Annotated in this window: 16 protein-coding genes; 8 read left to right on the top strand and 8 right to left on the bottom strand. The window is 72.0% G+C overall.

Annotation, left to right across the window (positions count from 1 at the left end):
• The first annotated feature begins 38 nt into the window (after window positions 1-38).
• Window positions 39-365, top strand: a complete 327-nt coding sequence (locus tag CLV43_RS37340) for a putative quinol monooxygenase (RefSeq protein ID WP_106193591.1) — start codon at window positions 39-41, stop codon at window positions 363-365.
• Here CLV43_RS37340 and CLV43_RS37335 read toward each other — a convergent pair.
• Window positions 355-2,037 (bottom strand): alkaline phosphatase family protein, encoded by a 1,683-nt coding sequence (locus CLV43_RS37335; RefSeq protein ID WP_245887258.1) that lies wholly within the window; start codon window positions 2,035-2,037, stop codon window positions 355-357. The two genes, CLV43_RS37340 and CLV43_RS37335, sit on opposite strands and share 11 nt — an antisense overlap.
• 124 nt (window positions 2,038-2,161) lie before the next feature.
• On the opposite strand from CLV43_RS37335, the gene CLV43_RS37330 reads away from it, so the two are divergent.
• Window positions 2,162-2,833 (top strand): RibD family protein, encoded by a 672-nt coding sequence (locus CLV43_RS37330; protein WP_106193590.1) that lies wholly within the window; start codon window positions 2,162-2,164, stop codon window positions 2,831-2,833.
• On the opposite strand, the gene CLV43_RS37325 is transcribed toward CLV43_RS37330, so the two are convergent.
• Together CLV43_RS37325 and CLV43_RS37320 are read right to left on the bottom strand one after the other, a co-directional pair.
• Window positions 2,834-3,229 (bottom strand): DoxX family protein, encoded by a 396-nt coding sequence (locus CLV43_RS37325; protein ID WP_106193588.1) that lies wholly within the window; start codon window positions 3,227-3,229, stop codon window positions 2,834-2,836. It abuts the gene before it with no gap.
• Window positions 3,222-3,971, bottom strand: a complete 750-nt coding sequence (locus CLV43_RS37320; protein ID WP_106193586.1) for a CDP-alcohol phosphatidyltransferase family protein — start codon at window positions 3,969-3,971, stop codon at window positions 3,222-3,224. The genes CLV43_RS37325 and CLV43_RS37320 overlap by 8 nt, the downstream gene beginning before the upstream one ends.
• A 47-nt stretch (window positions 3,972-4,018) precedes the next feature.
• On the opposite strand from CLV43_RS37320, the gene CLV43_RS37315 reads away from it, so the two are divergent.
• Window positions 4,019-5,008, top strand: a complete 990-nt coding sequence (locus CLV43_RS37315; RefSeq protein WP_106193585.1) for a zinc-dependent alcohol dehydrogenase — start codon at window positions 4,019-4,021, stop codon at window positions 5,006-5,008.
• Complete coding sequence (locus tag CLV43_RS37310) at window positions 4,989-5,684, top strand: creatininase family protein (protein ID WP_106193583.1); 696 nt, start codon at window positions 4,989-4,991, stop codon at window positions 5,682-5,684. The genes CLV43_RS37315 and CLV43_RS37310 overlap by 20 nt, the downstream gene beginning before the upstream one ends.
• Here the strand turns inward: CLV43_RS37310 and CLV43_RS37305 are convergent.
• From CLV43_RS37305 to CLV43_RS37290, 4 genes are read right to left on the bottom strand one after another with little or no spacing between them, the layout of a single operon-like run.
• Window positions 5,607-6,611, bottom strand: coding sequence for a lysylphosphatidylglycerol synthase transmembrane domain-containing protein (locus tag CLV43_RS37305; RefSeq protein ID WP_106193582.1), 1,005 nt, complete (start codon window positions 6,609-6,611; stop codon window positions 5,607-5,609). The genes CLV43_RS37310 and CLV43_RS37305 overlap by 78 nt on opposite strands.
• Window positions 6,611-7,405 (bottom strand): class I SAM-dependent methyltransferase, encoded by a 795-nt coding sequence (locus tag CLV43_RS37300; protein ID WP_106193580.1) that lies wholly within the window; start codon window positions 7,403-7,405, stop codon window positions 6,611-6,613. The genes CLV43_RS37305 and CLV43_RS37300 overlap by 1 nt, the downstream gene beginning before the upstream one ends.
• Window positions 7,402-8,427: a glycosyltransferase family 4 protein gene (locus CLV43_RS37295; RefSeq protein WP_245887256.1), complete on the bottom strand. Its 1,026-nt coding sequence runs from the start codon at window positions 8,425-8,427 to the stop codon at window positions 7,402-7,404. The genes CLV43_RS37300 and CLV43_RS37295 overlap by 4 nt, the downstream gene beginning before the upstream one ends.
• Window positions 8,424-8,822 (bottom strand): 6-pyruvoyl trahydropterin synthase family protein, encoded by a 399-nt coding sequence (locus CLV43_RS37290; RefSeq protein WP_106193982.1) that lies wholly within the window; start codon window positions 8,820-8,822, stop codon window positions 8,424-8,426. Before CLV43_RS37290 ends, CLV43_RS37295 begins: the two co-directional genes overlap by 4 nt.
• A gap of 92 nt (window positions 8,823-8,914) precedes the next feature.
• Here CLV43_RS37290 and ribA point away from each other — a divergent pair, with 92 nt between their 5' ends.
• The 3 genes from ribA (at window position 8,915) to CLV43_RS37275 (ending at window position 11,389) form a co-directional block, all read left to right on the top strand.
• Window positions 8,915-9,562, top strand: a complete 648-nt coding sequence (gene ribA / locus CLV43_RS37285; RefSeq protein ID WP_106193577.1) for a GTP cyclohydrolase II — start codon at window positions 8,915-8,917, stop codon at window positions 9,560-9,562.
• Entirely contained in the window at window positions 9,559-10,362 is an 804-nt protein-coding gene (locus tag CLV43_RS37280) for an inositol monophosphatase family protein (protein WP_106193575.1), read from the top strand. Before ribA ends, CLV43_RS37280 begins: the two co-directional genes overlap by 4 nt.
• 133 nt (window positions 10,363-10,495) lie before the next feature.
• On the top strand, window positions 10,496-11,389 hold the full coding sequence (locus CLV43_RS37275) for a hypothetical protein (RefSeq protein ID WP_106193574.1): 894 nt from the start codon (window positions 10,496-10,498) through the stop codon (window positions 11,387-11,389).
• Window positions 11,390-11,437: 48 nt separating this feature from the next.
• On the opposite strand, the gene CLV43_RS37270 is transcribed toward CLV43_RS37275, so the two are convergent.
• Window positions 11,438-12,529: an S-(hydroxymethyl)mycothiol dehydrogenase gene (locus tag CLV43_RS37270; protein WP_106193572.1), complete on the bottom strand. Its 1,092-nt coding sequence runs from the start codon at window positions 12,527-12,529 to the stop codon at window positions 11,438-11,440.
• Window positions 12,530-13,031: 502 nt separating this feature from the next.
• Between CLV43_RS37270 and CLV43_RS37265 the strand changes: the two genes are divergently transcribed.
• Window positions 13,032-14,288: an MFS transporter gene (locus tag CLV43_RS37265; protein ID WP_146175057.1), complete on the top strand. Its 1,257-nt coding sequence runs from the start codon at window positions 13,032-13,034 to the stop codon at window positions 14,286-14,288.
• Window position 14,289: the final 1 nt, after the last annotated feature.

Below are 14,289 nucleotides of genomic sequence, written 5' to 3'. Positions count from 1 at the left end.
GGTCGATGGTCCCGACACCCGCCGGACCGAGGAGCGCCATGATCTTCATCACCGCCAAGTTCCGGGTGCAGCCCGACCACGCCGACGCGTGGCCGGAGATCACCCGCGAGTTCACCGAGGCGACCAGGGCCGAGCCCGGCTGCCTCTGGTTCGACTGGTCCCGCAGCGTCGACGACGCCACCGAGTACGTCCTCGTCGAGGCGTTCCGCGACGACGAGGCGGGCGCCGCGCACGTCCGGTCCGACCACTTCAAGCAGGCGGGCGAGACCCTCCCCGGCTACCTCGCCGCCACGCCGCGGATCGTGAACTTCACGGTCCCCGGCGAGGAGTGGTCCGAGCTGGGCGAGATGGCCGTCAAGGGCTGACCGCCGCGACGGTGGGCGGCGTGCCGAACGCGGTGAGGAACTTGTCGCGGAAGTCGCTCATCGGCCACACCGGGGCCTCCGGGGCGGGCTTGATGCCGTCGTTCCAGCCCCACGAGGAGACGCGGTCCAGCACGGCGGGGTCGTGGGCGACGACGGTGATCGGCACGTCGTGGCCCGCGCCCTCCCCGGTGACGATCTGGGCGGGCTGGTGGTCGCCGAGGAAGACGAGCACCAGGTTGTCGTCGCCGTAGGTCTTCACGTAGGACACGAGGGTGTCCACGGAGTACTCGACGGACCGCGCGTAGTCGGCGCGGACGCCCTTGGGGTCGCGGCCGAAGATCGACTCGGGCGCCTGGTTGCCGGACTCCATCGTGTTGTACACCGACCCGTCGCCGACGTCGTCCCAGTCGATGCCCCGCGGGATCGGCGACCACGGCGCGTGGCTCGACAGCAGCGGGATCGACGCCATCACGGGCGCGTGACCCGGCTTGGAGCGCTCGGCCTTCTGGAACGCGGAGAGCGTGTACTGGTCGGGCATGGTGGCGTAGCCGAAGCGCGGGCCGCGGTAGCCGAGGTCGGCGGCGGCGTAGACGGGGTCGTAGCCGAAGAACTCGCCCTCCGGCCACGCCTGCGTGATGCCGGGGACGACGCCGACCGACCGCCAGTCCGCGCGCCGGAAGGCGTCGTTGAGGGTGAGCCGGTCGCTGGCCATCAGCGTGCGGTAGCGCTGCTGGTTGTCGATCCACAGCCCGGACAGCAGGGTCGCCTGCGCCAGCCAGCTGCCGCCGCCCGCCGTGGGCGAGGTGAGCCAGCCGCTGCGCGAGCTGTACCCGGCCTCCTTGAGGGTCCGCGTACCCCGGTCCAGCGCGGCGTCGACGACCGGCGCGAGCTCGGGGTCCTCGACCGCGTCGCGGCCGTAGCTCTCCACGAACGCGATCACGACGTCCTTGCCCCGCAACCCGGTCAGCAACTGGCTGCCGGGGGTGTCGCGGTAGGCGTCGACCGCGGACTCCGCGGCGAACGCCTCCTTGTCGTGCAGCCCGACCCCCACCTGCTTGGTGTGGTCGACCGCCAGCGACACGGCGTTGGAGGACACGACCGGCACGCCGGGGAACACCCAGGTGAGCGCGGCGATCGCGGCCAGCGCCACGGCGCGGGTCGCGGCGAGGCGGTGCCTGCCCACGACGTCGGCCAGCCGCAGCACCGAGCGGGTGGTGAGCACGACCACGCCGATGACGAGCAGCGCGGTCAGCACGATCGCGGCGATCTCGCCCGCCGTGCCGACGGTCACCTTCACGTAGTCCACCGCGGGTCCGAGCAGCGGCCAGTCCAGCACCAGGTCGAACGGCCGGTACAGCACCGCGTCGAAGCCGATGTCCATGAGCTTCACCACGGTCAGCACGCCGAGCAGCACGCCGCCGACCAGGGCGACGACCCGGCGCGCCCGCGGCGGCAGGACCAGCAGGACCACCACGCCGACCAGACCCTCCAGCGGCACGCGGGCGAACTCCCCGACCGTGAAGCGGTCGAAGTCCGCCGGGGCCACGAGGACCAGCAGCACGAACAGGCCCGCCAACCCGGTGACGACCCACGTGACCGCGCGGCGGCGGCGGGTGGGTGCGGTCGCGGCGGCCGGATCGGCCCTCCGCCGGAGAAGCGTGCCCAACGACATCCCGAGACCCTTCCGCGCGGAACTCCTACGACTGGGTACACGCGCGCGGGACGTGGTCGGTTCACCCGCGCGGGGTGGGTACCGTGTCGGGAAGCCCCGGCAGCCCACACGAAACGGACGAACCGTGACGCGCCCGTACGTTCTGCTCAGCGTCGCCGTCAGCGTGGACGGCTACATCGACGACCGGAGCGCGGAGCGGTTCCCGCTGTCCAACGCGGACGACTTCGACCACGTGGACCGGATGCGCGCGGAGTCGGGCGCCATCCTGGTGGGCGCGGAGACCGTGCGCCGGGACAACCCGCGGCTGCTGGTGAACAGCGGCGAGCGCCGGGCGGCGCGGGTGGCGGCCGGACTCGTCGAGCACCCCGTGAAGGTCACCGTCACCGACTCAGGGAACCTCGACCCCGACCTGAGGTTCTGGCACCACGGTGGCGAGAAGCTCGTCTACACAACGGATTCCGGCCGGGTGACGGCGACGGCGTGCCTCGGCGGCCTCGCGGAGGTCGTCGCGCTCGGGTCCGCGATCGACCTCGGCGACCTGCTCGACGACCTTGGCCGCCGCGGCGTGGAGCGGCTCATGGTCGAGGGCGGCGGCCGGATCCACACCGGTTTCCTGGAGGCCGGGCTGGCCGACGAGATCCGGATGGCGGTCGCGCCCATGCTCATCGGGCAGGGTTCCGCGCCGCGGTTCGTGAACCCCGGCGAGTTCCCCGGCGGGCCCGCGCACCGGTTCCACCTGGAGGCCGTGGAGAAGCTCGGGGACGTGGCCGTGCTGCGCTACTTCCCCAAGCGCTGATCAGGACCGGCGGACGCTCGCCAGGAGCGCGAGGACGGTGTCCCGCCGGAAGAACGCGACCACGAGGCACACCACGAGCAGCTCGGCGGGCAGCACGGGACCGCCCTTGGCCACCAGGAACAGCTCGGTGCCGACAGCGCCGACCATCACACCCGCGAGCCCCAGCGCGGCCAGTCCGCACAGCCGCGGGACGAGCAGGCCGATGGCGCCCGCGACCTCCAGCACGCCGGTGAGGTAGCGCAGCCACTGGCCGAGGCCGATCTCGTCGAACTTCCGCACGGTGCCGTCGCCGAACAGCAGGTACCCGCTGTAGACGAAGTAGGCGGCGAGCAGGATCTGGACGACCCACAGCACGATGTTGCCGACGTTGCGCGCGGTGGTGCCCCGGTCAGACATGGACGCATCCTTCCACCGCCGCGGCCTCCGCCACCAGGGTCGGCCGGTTGCGGTACAGCCACGCCGTGTCCCGGCCGAACGACCACAGCAGCGTCGCGAGGGCGACCCCGACGACGATCTCCGCGCGGGGCAGCAGACCGGACGCGGCCACGACGAGGAACACGCCCTGCAGCGCGGCCACGGTCTTGCGGGCGTAGCTCGACGGCAGGTCCGCCGACAGCCAGGGCGCCGCCCAGGACGCCGCGACGAAGACGTAGCGCATCAGGCCGATCAGCAGCACCCACGGGCCCAGCGCGAGCGCCACGTGGGCGCTCAGCACGAGGATGAGGAAGGCGTCGACCTCCATGTCGAACCGGGCACCCAGCGGCGACGCGGTCCCGGTGCGCCGGGCGACCTGGCCGTCCACGAAGTCCAGCGACAGCGCCACGGCGGTGAAGACGACGACGAGCGTCGTGGGCACGCCCTCCCCCGCCCGGTCGACCACCAGCGCGGTGACGGCGCCGACGAGCACGCCCCTGGCGAGGGTGACCCGGTCGGCCGGGCCCAGCGCGGTGCCGGAGCGCTGCAACGCGCCGCCCAGCAGCGCCCAGGTGGCGACGGCGTAGGCGAGTCCGGCGAGCCAACCGACGAGGTTGAGCCCCACCGTGCCGTCGAGCACACCGAGCAGGAGGACTTGGGAGCCCGCCCACGCCGCGTGCTCCGGCACGGCCGACATCGTGGTGTTGTGCTGAAGTGTGGTCATCACGCCCCTCGGCAGTGGGCCCCGTCGTTTTTCTCGGAGGTTCTTGGATGACACGCGCGGCAAGGTCTCTTTGGTTCACCTCGGACGGAAAAAGTGAGATCCGGAACGGACGGATCCCCGATCCGGGGCCCGGCGAGGTCCGCGTCCGCACGCTCTACTCGGGGATCAGCCGCGGCACGGAAGCCCTTGTCCTGCGCGGTGGTGTGCCCGAGAACCAGCACTCCGCGATGCGGGCGCCGTTCCAGGAGGGCGACTTCCCGTGGCCGGTCAAGTACGGGTACCTCAACGTCGGTGTCGTCGAGGACGGTCCGCCGGATCTCCGCGGCCGCACGGTGTTCTGCCTCCATCCACATCAGACGGAGTACGTCGTGCCCGCCGAAGCGGTGACACCGGTCCCGGAACCGGTTCCACCCCAGCGCGCCGTGCTCGCCGGGACGGTGGAAACGGCCGTTAACGCGGTGTGGGACGCGGCTCCGCTCATCGGCGACCGGATCGCGGTCGTCGGCGGCGGGATGGTCGGGTGCGCCGTCGCCGGGGTGCTCGCGGGGTTCCCCGGCGCCCGGATCCAGCTGGTGGACGCCGATCCCGCGCGCGCGGACGTCGCCGACGCGCTCGGCGTGGACTTCGCGCTGCCCGAGGACGCCCTGGCGGGGTGCGACCTCGTCGTGCACGCCAGCGCCACCGAGGCCGGGCTCACCAGGTCGTTGAAACTGCTCGCGCCGGAGGGCCGGGTGGTCGAGCTGAGCTGGTACGGCGACCGGCGGGTCAGCGTGCCGCTCGGCGAGTTCTTCCACTCCCGCAGGCTCACCGTGCGCAGCAGCCAGGTCGGGACGGTCGGCCGTCCGGACCGGACCTACGCCGAGCGGATGGCGCTGGCGCTGGACCTGTTGGCGGACCCGGTGTTCGACGCGCTCATCACCGGCGAGAGCCGCTTCGACGAGCTGCCCGACGTGGTGCCGAGGCTGGCCAGCGGCGAGCTCCCGGCGCTGTGCCACCGGATTGACTACCGTGCGGAGCATGCAGCTGGTTCCGCTTGACACCACCACCGACGTCCGCGACCGCCGGGCGACCGTCGCCGTGCTGCCCGTCGGCAGCCACGAGCAGCACGGCGAGTTCCTGCCCCTGGCGACGGACACCGTCATCGCGTGCACGATCGCGCGGGCCGTCGCGGACGCGTACCCCGTGCAGCTGTTGCCGCCGTTGACGATCTCGTGCTCGCAGGAGCACGCGGCGTGGCCGGGGACGGTGAGCATCTCGGCGCGCACGCTGTTCTCGGTGGTGCGCGACATCGCCGACTCGCTGCGCCGCTCCGGCGTCCCGAACCTGGTCCTGGTCAACGGGCACGGGGGCAACTACGTGCTCTCCAACATCGTGCAGGAGTCCGACGGGATGGCGTTGTTCCCCGGCCTGGCCGACTGGGACGGCGCGCGGACCGCCGCGGGCATCGAGACGTCGGCCGACAGCGACATGCACGCGGGTGAGCTGGAGACGTCGATCCTGCTGCACGCCCACCCCGAGGTGGTGCGGGCCGGGTACGGGACGAGCGACCACCTCGCCGACGACCGGCGGCACCTGCTGACGCTGGGACTGGCCCCGTACACGGAGTCCGGTGTCGTCGGCCGACCTTCGCTCGCGTCAAGCCGCAAGGGGGAGGACCTGCTCGCGGCGCTGGTCGAGTCGTTCGGGCAGTACCTCGACGTCCTGGGCGCCTGACGGCCGCCCCGCGGGTACCGGCGGCACGACGGGTGCGGTGGCCCGACCGCGGAACAGCACCAGCACACCGGGCAGACCGGCGACCATGGCCAGCACGCCGTAGACGACCGCGGTGGTGAGCCCTTGTGCCGCACCGAGTCCGGCCGTGCCGAACGCGACCGCGAGGAACGCCTCGCGCGGTCCCCAGCCACCGACGTTCACCGGGATCGCCATCACCAGCAGCGCCAGCACGAACAGCGGCACGAGCTGGCCGACCGACGCCGTCGACCCGGCGACCCTGGCCGCCACGAAGAACATCGCGAGGTGCCCGAGCAGGGTCGCCGCGGACGAGAACACCACGCGCGGCAGGGCGGAGCGGGACAGCAGGCCCGCCCGCGCGTCCGCCCACGTCGTCCGCAGCGCCCGGCGCACGGCCGGGGAGCTCGCGGCGAGCCCGGCCGCGACGGCGAGCACCGCCAGCGCGGTGAGCACGACACCGCGGCCGGGCACGAGGTCCACCGCCGTGACGGGCTGGGTGAGCAGCACGGCGACACCGATGGCGATCAGCACCACCTGGCCAGCGAACCGCTCGAACACCACCGCGCGCACGCCGCGGCCGACGTCACCGGACTGCTTGCCGTGGTTCACCGCGCGGTGCACGTCGCCGAGCACGCCCGCGGGGAGCACGGAGTTGAGCAGCAGGCCGCGGTAGTAGTCCGCCACGGCGGTGCCCAGCGGCAGCGGAAGGCCGAGGCCGCGGGCGACGACGCACCACCGCCACGCGCTGAGCACGGTGGTCGCGAACCCGATGCCCAGCGCGGCGAGCACGGACCACGCGCTGATCGCGCGCAGCCCGTCCACGAACGCGCCGGTACCGAGCCGCCACCCCAGCGCAACGAGGATGCCGACCGCCATCAGCAGGCGCAGCCACGGCCACAGCCTGCCCATCAGTCGGCCCTCGGGAGCGCCAGGAGATCGGTGTGGTGCACCACGACCCGCGACCCGCCCGCGAGCCGTCGTTCCAGGTAGGCGGGGGCGTCGGCGGCCAGCGCCGGGTCCTGCTCGCAGGCCGCGGCGACCCAGCCGCGCAGCCACTGGGCCGTCAGCGCGGCCTGGTCCGCCCCGAGCCGCCACGGGCTGGGCCGGGTGACCACCTGGGCGCCGCGGGTCTCGAACGCGCTCGTCGTGGCCGCCACGGCGTCGGGGCCGAGCAGACGGCGGCCGTCCACGACGCGGCGCTGGTGGGCGTTGAACGCCTCCTGGAACGCGGCGTCGAGCGGGTCGGCCGGATCGAGCTCGACCTTCCCGGCGACGGAGAGCGTGAACAGTGCGGGCACACCGACTTCTACGCACGCGGCGGCCAACCCGTTCACTTCGTCGTCGGTCAACAGGTCCAGCAGCGCCGAGGCGGTCACCAGCGAGGTGCCCTCGAGGTCGGCCGCCCGCAGCGCGGTGAGGTCGCCCTCCCGCGTCTGCACCGTCACCCCGTGGCCGGTCATGCTCGCACCGGCCAGGTCGAGCAGACGGGGGTCGCGGTCGTGCAGCACCCAGTGCTGCACGCCGCCCAGCCGTCCGGCGAGCCACCGTCCCATCGATCCCGTTCCACAACCCAGGTCACGTACGACCAGGGGGTCCCGGTTCAACGCGGGCCCGAGCAGCTCCGGGAGCTCGGTCGAGCGGGCGTCGGCGTCGGCGCTCTCGCGCAGGGAGAGCCATTCCGGGGCGAAGCCAGGTGTCGTCATCCGCGCAGGCTAGCCAGCACCCGTCCCAGGTCCCGGACGGCTTCGTCCCACGTCGGCAGCGCGCCCCTCCGGCGGAGGGCCGATCCGCGCAGCTCACGACGGGTGTCCTCGTCGGTGAACCAGCGCCGCAGCGCGGCCGCGAGCGCCCCGGCGTCACCCGGCGGCAGGAGCAGCCCGCCGTCGCCGAGCGCGTCGGGCACCGCGCTGGCCAGCACCGGGAGGCCTCGGGCCAGCGCCTCGGTCACCACCATCCCGTAGGTCTCGGCGCGGGAGGCCAGCACGAACAGGTCGGCGGCGGCGTAGGCCCGGTGCAGCGGCTCGCCGGTGAGCGGGCCGGTGAGCCGCACCCGGTCGGCGAGCCCGTGCCGCTCGGCCAGCTCGCGGACCCGCGCGACGTGCTCGGCGTGGCCCAGCGGCCCGACGCAGTCGAGCGTCCACGGCAGGTCGGCGACCGTCGCCAGGGCCTGCACCAGCAGGTCGTGGCCCTTGCGCGGGGTCACCGAGGCCACGCAGAGCAGCCGCCCGGACCCGCCGCTGCCGGGCGCGAGCGGGGCGGGGTCGGTGCCGGGCACGACGGTGTGCACCCGCTCGGGAGCCAGCCCGTGGTGCCCGACCAGCCGCCGCGCCGCCCACGGGCTGGTCGCCACGACCGCGTCCACGGCCCGCAGGACGGCCCGCTCGGCGGCGTCGAGCTCCGCCGCGGCCGCGGGGGTCAGGCCGGTCTCGTCGGCCAGCGGCAGGTGCACCAGGACGGCCAGCCGCAGTCGGCCGGCCTGCGGTCCGACGACCTCGGGAACGCCGCAGGCCACGAGCCCGTCGAGCAGTACCACGTCGCCGTCGGGGAACCCGGCCAGCACGGCCGCCAGCTCCGCGCGAACGTTTGCCCCCGGACGCGGCCAGGCACCCCCGACGGCCACCTCGTGGACGCCGAGCCCGGCGCAGACCCTGCGGTCGTAGACGTTGCCCCCGCTGGGGGCGGTCACGTCGTCGACCCCGCCGGGGAGGACCACGTGGACGGTCACAACGGACGTTCGTAGCTCGCCCACGCGACGTGCGACTCGTGCAACGTGACGGAGATCGCGCTCAGCCCGCGGGCGCCCTCACCGAGCGCACCCGCGTGGACGCGGTCCGCCAACCGGTCCGCGATCACCTTGGCGAGGAACTCCGTCGACGTGTTGACGCCGGTGAAAGCGGGTACCTCGTCCAGGTTGCGGTAGTTGAACTCGGCGAGGACAGCGCCCAGCTCCTGGGTGGCCAGTCCGATGTCGACGACGATGTTGTCGGAGTCGAGATCGGTCCGGTTGAACTTCGCGTCCACCACGAACGTTGCTCCGTGCAAGCGTTGTGCCGGACCGAAGACCTCGCCGCGGAAGCTGTGCGCGATCATCACGTGATCGCGGACGGTAATGCTGAACAGGGTGACCTCCATGTGTGGTCGAGCCGGGTTACGGTACGACTTCCGGCCGAGACTAGATGCGATCGGACGGAACCTGGTGACGAGGGGACCGGATGCACGAGCAAGCCATCAGTCACGAAGACGTGGCCGAGTCGGACCTGGTGACCAGGCGCGGGACGTTCCGCGCCGTGGCGTTCCGGGCCGACGGGCACGAGCACATGGCCATGGTCTACGGGAAGACGCGGATGCGCGAGAACGTGCTCGTCCGCGTGCACTCGGAGTGCATGACCGGTGACATCTTCGGCGCCATGCGGTGCGAGTGCGGCGAACAGCTGGACGCGGCGCTGGACGCGATCGTCCGCGAGGGCAGCGGGATCCTGATCTACCTGCGCGGCCACGAGGGCCGGGGCATCGGCCTGGTCGAGAAGGTGCGCACGCACGTGCTGCAGGACGAGCAGGGCATGGACACGCTCGACTCGGCGACGGCGCTGGGACTGCCCGTCGACACCCGCGACTACGGCCCGGCCGCGCTGGTGCTCCGGCACCTGCGGGTGCGGTCGGTGCGGCTCATGTCCAACAACCCGGACAAGATCGAGGCGCTGGAGTCGAACGGGATCGCGGTGGCGGCGCGCGTGCCGCTGCTGATGCCCGCGAACGACCACAACATCGGCTACCTGACCGCGAAGCGCGACCGGCTCGGCCACGACCTCCCGCAGGTGGACGTGTTCGAGTCCGACCTGCCGCACGCGGTCGACCGTTGAGCTACGAGGACCTGCTGCCGATCGCCCGCGAGGCCGTGGCGATCGGCAACAGGATCGTCACCGAGCGCGCGCCGCGGTCGGTGACGGCCAAGGGCGAGCGCGACATGGTGACCGACGTCGACCTCGCCGTGGAGGACGCCGTGCAGGCGTTCCTGGCGCGGGAGACGCCGGAGATCGGCGTGCTCGGCGAGGAGCACGGTCGCAGCGGGCCGGCGGACGACTCGCTGTGGTGGGCCCTGGACCCGGTCGACGGCACGGCGAACCTCGCCCGCGGCATCCCGTTGTGCGCCGTGTCACTGGGCCTGGTCGCGGGTCGCCGCGGGGTGCTGGCCGCGATCGACGCGCCGTTCCTCGGCGTGACCTACTCCGCCGTGCAGGGCGGGGGCGCGTTCGTCGGTGAAGAGCGCGTCCGCGCCTCGGCCGTGGACGACGTGGCGGAGGCCGTGATCTCCATCGGCGACTTCGCGCGCGGTGAGGGCGCGGAGGCGAAGAACGCCGTCCGGATGGCGTTGCTCAGCAGGCTCGGCGCCCGTGCGCAGCGGATCAGGATGATCGGCACGGCGGCGATCGACCTGGCGTGGGTCGCGCAGGGCAGGCTGGACGCGTCGGTCATCCTCGCGAACATGCCGTGGGACACGCTCGCCGGTGTGCTGCTGGTGCGCGAAGCGGGCGGTGTCGTCGTGGACCTCGACGACACCGAGCACACCGCCGACTCGGCGGCGACGATCGCCGTCTGCGCCGGGCTGCGCCAGGAGCTCCTGCGCGTGCTGCGCGAGTCCCAAGTGGACGCCCATCGCTGACGCCCAGCGCGTCTCGTTCCGGTGCCCGTGCAAGGTTCTCGAAGTCGATCCGAAAAGGATTGAACCGATCCGGCCGCGCGTGCGTGCTTGGGTCGTACATCGACTTGCACCACACCACACTCGGAGAAAACCAATGCTGCGCAAGCATGCCTGGCCCCTTGCCGTCCTTTTCGCGGTCGGCGCGATCGCGCTGTCCGCCTGCGGCTCCACCGGCGGCACCGCGCAACCCGCGACGCAGTCGTCGTCCCCCGACAGCGGCTCCGGCACCACCTCCGACGTGCAGACCCTGTCGGGCACGGCCCGGTCCAACAAGGCCGACGAGAAGGCGGGCGACATGGCCCCCGTGAGCGCTCCGGCGGAGACGCGCGAGAAGTGGGTGTCGCTGCGCGCGGCCAGCGCGGGCGACCTGGACCCGGTCGTGATCAACGGCGCCGGGCTGACGCTGTACCGGTTCGACAAGGACTCCGCGAACCCGTCCAAGGCCACCTGCAACGGCGACTGCGCCGTGACGTGGCCGCCGGTCACCGTCATGCCGGGTGGGAAGATCTTCTTCGCGGGCATCAAGAAGCAGGACATCGGCGTCGTCAAGCGCGACGACGGCAAGCTCCAGGTGACCATCAAGGGGTGGCCGGTCTACCGCTTCACCAAGGACACCAAGCCGGGTGACACGCTGGGCCAAGGCGTCGGCGGCACCTGGTTCGGCGTCACGCCGGACGGCCAGAAGGCCGGTCCCGCCAAGCCGGTCACGCCGCCGCCCGCCGCTCCCGACGCGAAGCCCGCGACCTCCGCGACCGTGTTCACCGGCAAGAACTTCGACGACTTCAGCGGTGACAACTTCGCCAGCGGCATCACCGGCCCCGGCTGCAAGGACGTCCGCGGCGAGATCAAGTCGATCCAGCCGTCCGGCTCGCTCAAGATCTGGTCCGACGCCGGGTGCAAGGGCAAGTCGCTCGTGATCACCGAGGACGTGCCCGACCTCGCGGCGATCGGCTTCCCCGCAGGCATCAGGTCGCTGTTCTTCGGCTGACCACCAGGACGCCGTCGGGACCCCGGTCCCGACGGCGTCGTCCGTCGTTCAGCCCATCTCCACGACGCTGCGCAGGACGTCACCGCGGCGCATGCTGACGAACGCCTCCTCGACGTCGGCCAGCGAGATCCTCTCGGTGACGAACCTCTCCAGCGGCAGATTGCCCTGCAGGTGCAGGTCGACCAGCGCCGGGAAGTCCCGCGACGGCAGGCAGTCGCCGTACCAGGAGGTCTTGTAGACGCCGCCGCGCAGGAAGGTGTCGAGCAGCGGCATCTCCAGGCGCATCCCCGCGTCCGGCCGGGCGACGAGCACGAACGTACCGCCGAGCGCACGGGAGTAGAACGCCTGCCGCCAGGTCTCCGGGAAGCCGGCCGCGTCGATCACCACGTCCGCACCGAGGCCGTCGGTGAGCGCCCTGATGGCGGCGACCACGTCGTCGGTCTTCCGGGCGTCGACCAGGTCCGTCGCGCCGAACCCCTTGGCGTGGGCCAGCTTCCGCTCGTCCACGTCGACCGCGATGATCCGGGTGGCGCCCGCCAGCTTCGCACCGGCCACCGCCGCCCCGCCGACACCGCCGACGCCGATCACCGCGACCGAGTCGCCCCTGGTGACCCCGCCGGTGTTCATCGCCGCGCCGAGCCCCGACATCACGCCGCAGCCGAGCAGCCCGGCCACCGCCGGGTCGACGCGGGGGTCGACCGGCGTGCACTGTCCACTGTGGACGAGGGTCAGCTCGCTGAACGCGCCGATGCCGAGTGCCGCACCGAGCGGCTCACCAGTGGCCAGCGTCATCTGCTGGTCCGCCACGAAGTCGTCGACGCACGCGGTCGGGTTGCCGCGACGGCAGGGGCGGCAGCGCCCGCACACCGCGCGCCAGTTGAGGATCACGAAGTCGCCGGGGGCCACGTTGTGCACGCCCGGCCCGATCCGGTCCACCACACCGGAGGCCTCGTGGCCCAGCAGGTAGGGGAACTTGTCGCCGATGACGCCGTCCCGGTAGTGCAGGTCGGTGTGGCAGACGCCGGACGCCTGGACCCGGACCGTCACCTCCCCCGGTCCGGGGTCCGGGACGATGACGTCCCGCACCTCCACCGGCCGCCCCTTGCCGAGTGCGACCACTGCCTTAGCCGTCTGCGACATCGTCCGCCATTTCCCGTCCGTCGTGATTTCGGAAGTCCAGCCCCGGTGAAATCGGGGGTTCACCCGTTTGTCGCCACCGAATGGGCTGTTCACCGGAAAAATCGCCCACCGAGCGCTGTCCATTACCGCGGGATGTCCGGGTCCGCCGTATTATGCACAGGAAGCACAGCCCTCACCAGCACATCCCGAAACCTGGCATGCGAAGGCCGGATGGCTCGACAACCCCCAGGTAGAAGCGGTTCCACGCACACCGGGGCCGCACTGTCAACGGGCGAATAGGGTTTCCCACGACAAGGTCACCCCAGCCGTGCCCACCTATTCGCCATTCTTATAACAAACCCCGGCGGGGCGGAAAACCGTTCTCCGGACAGTTCCCCCGTGCCAGGATGACCCGCGGACCGCCGGGCGCCCGCAGGAGCGCGCCCGGACTCCGCCATGGATCTTGGAATGGTGTCGCACACGCACGCGCGCCGCCGGACGACAAAGGGGTGTGTTCCGCGGCATGACCAGAACAGCGGGCCGAATCACCGCATTCGTCCTTTTCGCGACCACTGTCAGCTTCCTCATCTCGATGGCGGGCTCGTCGCTCAAGAGCACGGTGCAGGTGCTCTTCCTGCCCATCGCCGACGGCCTCGACGTCAACCGCGGCACGCTCGCGATCGCCACCACCCTCTTCGCGGTGGTCACCGCCCTCGTCTCCTCCGCCGTCGGCCACCTCGCCGAACGCATCGGCGCCGTGCCCGTCCTCGCGATCGGCGCGGCCACCACCGGCGGCGTGCTGATCCTCTGCGCCTACGCCACCGACATCTGGATGTTCGTCCTCGCCTACGGCGTGCTCGGCGCCATCGGCTGCACCATGCTCTCGTTCGTCCCGCTCGGCGTGCTCGCCGACCAGCTCTTCCGCGGCAGGAACGCGGGCTTCGTCTACGCCGTCCTCACCAACGGCGCCGCCGTCGGCTTCATCGTCCTCGTTCCACTGTGGACTTTCCTGGGCACCACCCTCACGTGGAACCGGATCCTGCTCGCGGTCGGCGTCGTCTTCATCGCCGTCCTGCTCCCCCTGTCCCTCGTGCTGGTCAAGTACTCAGCACGCCAGGGCGGCCGCCCCACCCCCTCGGAAACCACGCTCTGGCAAGGAATCCGCACCACCTTCCAGAACAAGCGCGTCCGCGGCCTCATCCTCCCCTTCTTCGCCTGCGGCACCACCATGGCCTTCATCGACGTGCACCTCTTCCCCCACATGCACGACCACGGCGTGGCCCCAGCCGTCAGCTCCCTCTCCTTCGTACTGCTCGGCGTCCTAGAAATCATCGGCTCCCTCGTAGCCGGCCGCCTCTGCGACAAGGGCCTCATCCGCACCACCCTCATGGGCGCCTACCTCATCCGCGCCGCCTCCATGCTCCTGCTCCCCTTCTTCGACTCCGCCGCCATCGTCCTGCTGTTCGGCGCCATCTTCGGCGCCAGCTACCTCGCCACCGTCGTCGCCACCACCGTCTGGATCACCCAGATCGTCCCCAAAGGCACCCGCGGCACCGCCCTCGGCGTCCTCTGGTCCCTCCACATGGTCGCCGTCGCCCTAAGCAGCCAGGTCGGCGCCATCATCGCCGACGTAGAACACAGCTACCTACCCATGATCCTCGGCTGCGCCGCCCTAACAACAGCCGCCGCCATCCTCATCTCCCGCCAACCCGACCCCAACGAAACCCCCACGGCCCCCACCAACACCACCCCAGTCGCCGCCACCACCGCAGTGGAATAGC

Source organism: Umezawaea tangerina (assembly GCF_003002815.1).
Classification (GTDB): domain Bacteria; phylum Actinomycetota; class Actinomycetes; order Mycobacteriales; family Pseudonocardiaceae; genus Umezawaea; species Umezawaea tangerina.
The sequence above is the reverse complement of the archived record's forward strand: the minus strand, read 5'-3'. Positions and strand labels throughout refer to the sequence as shown.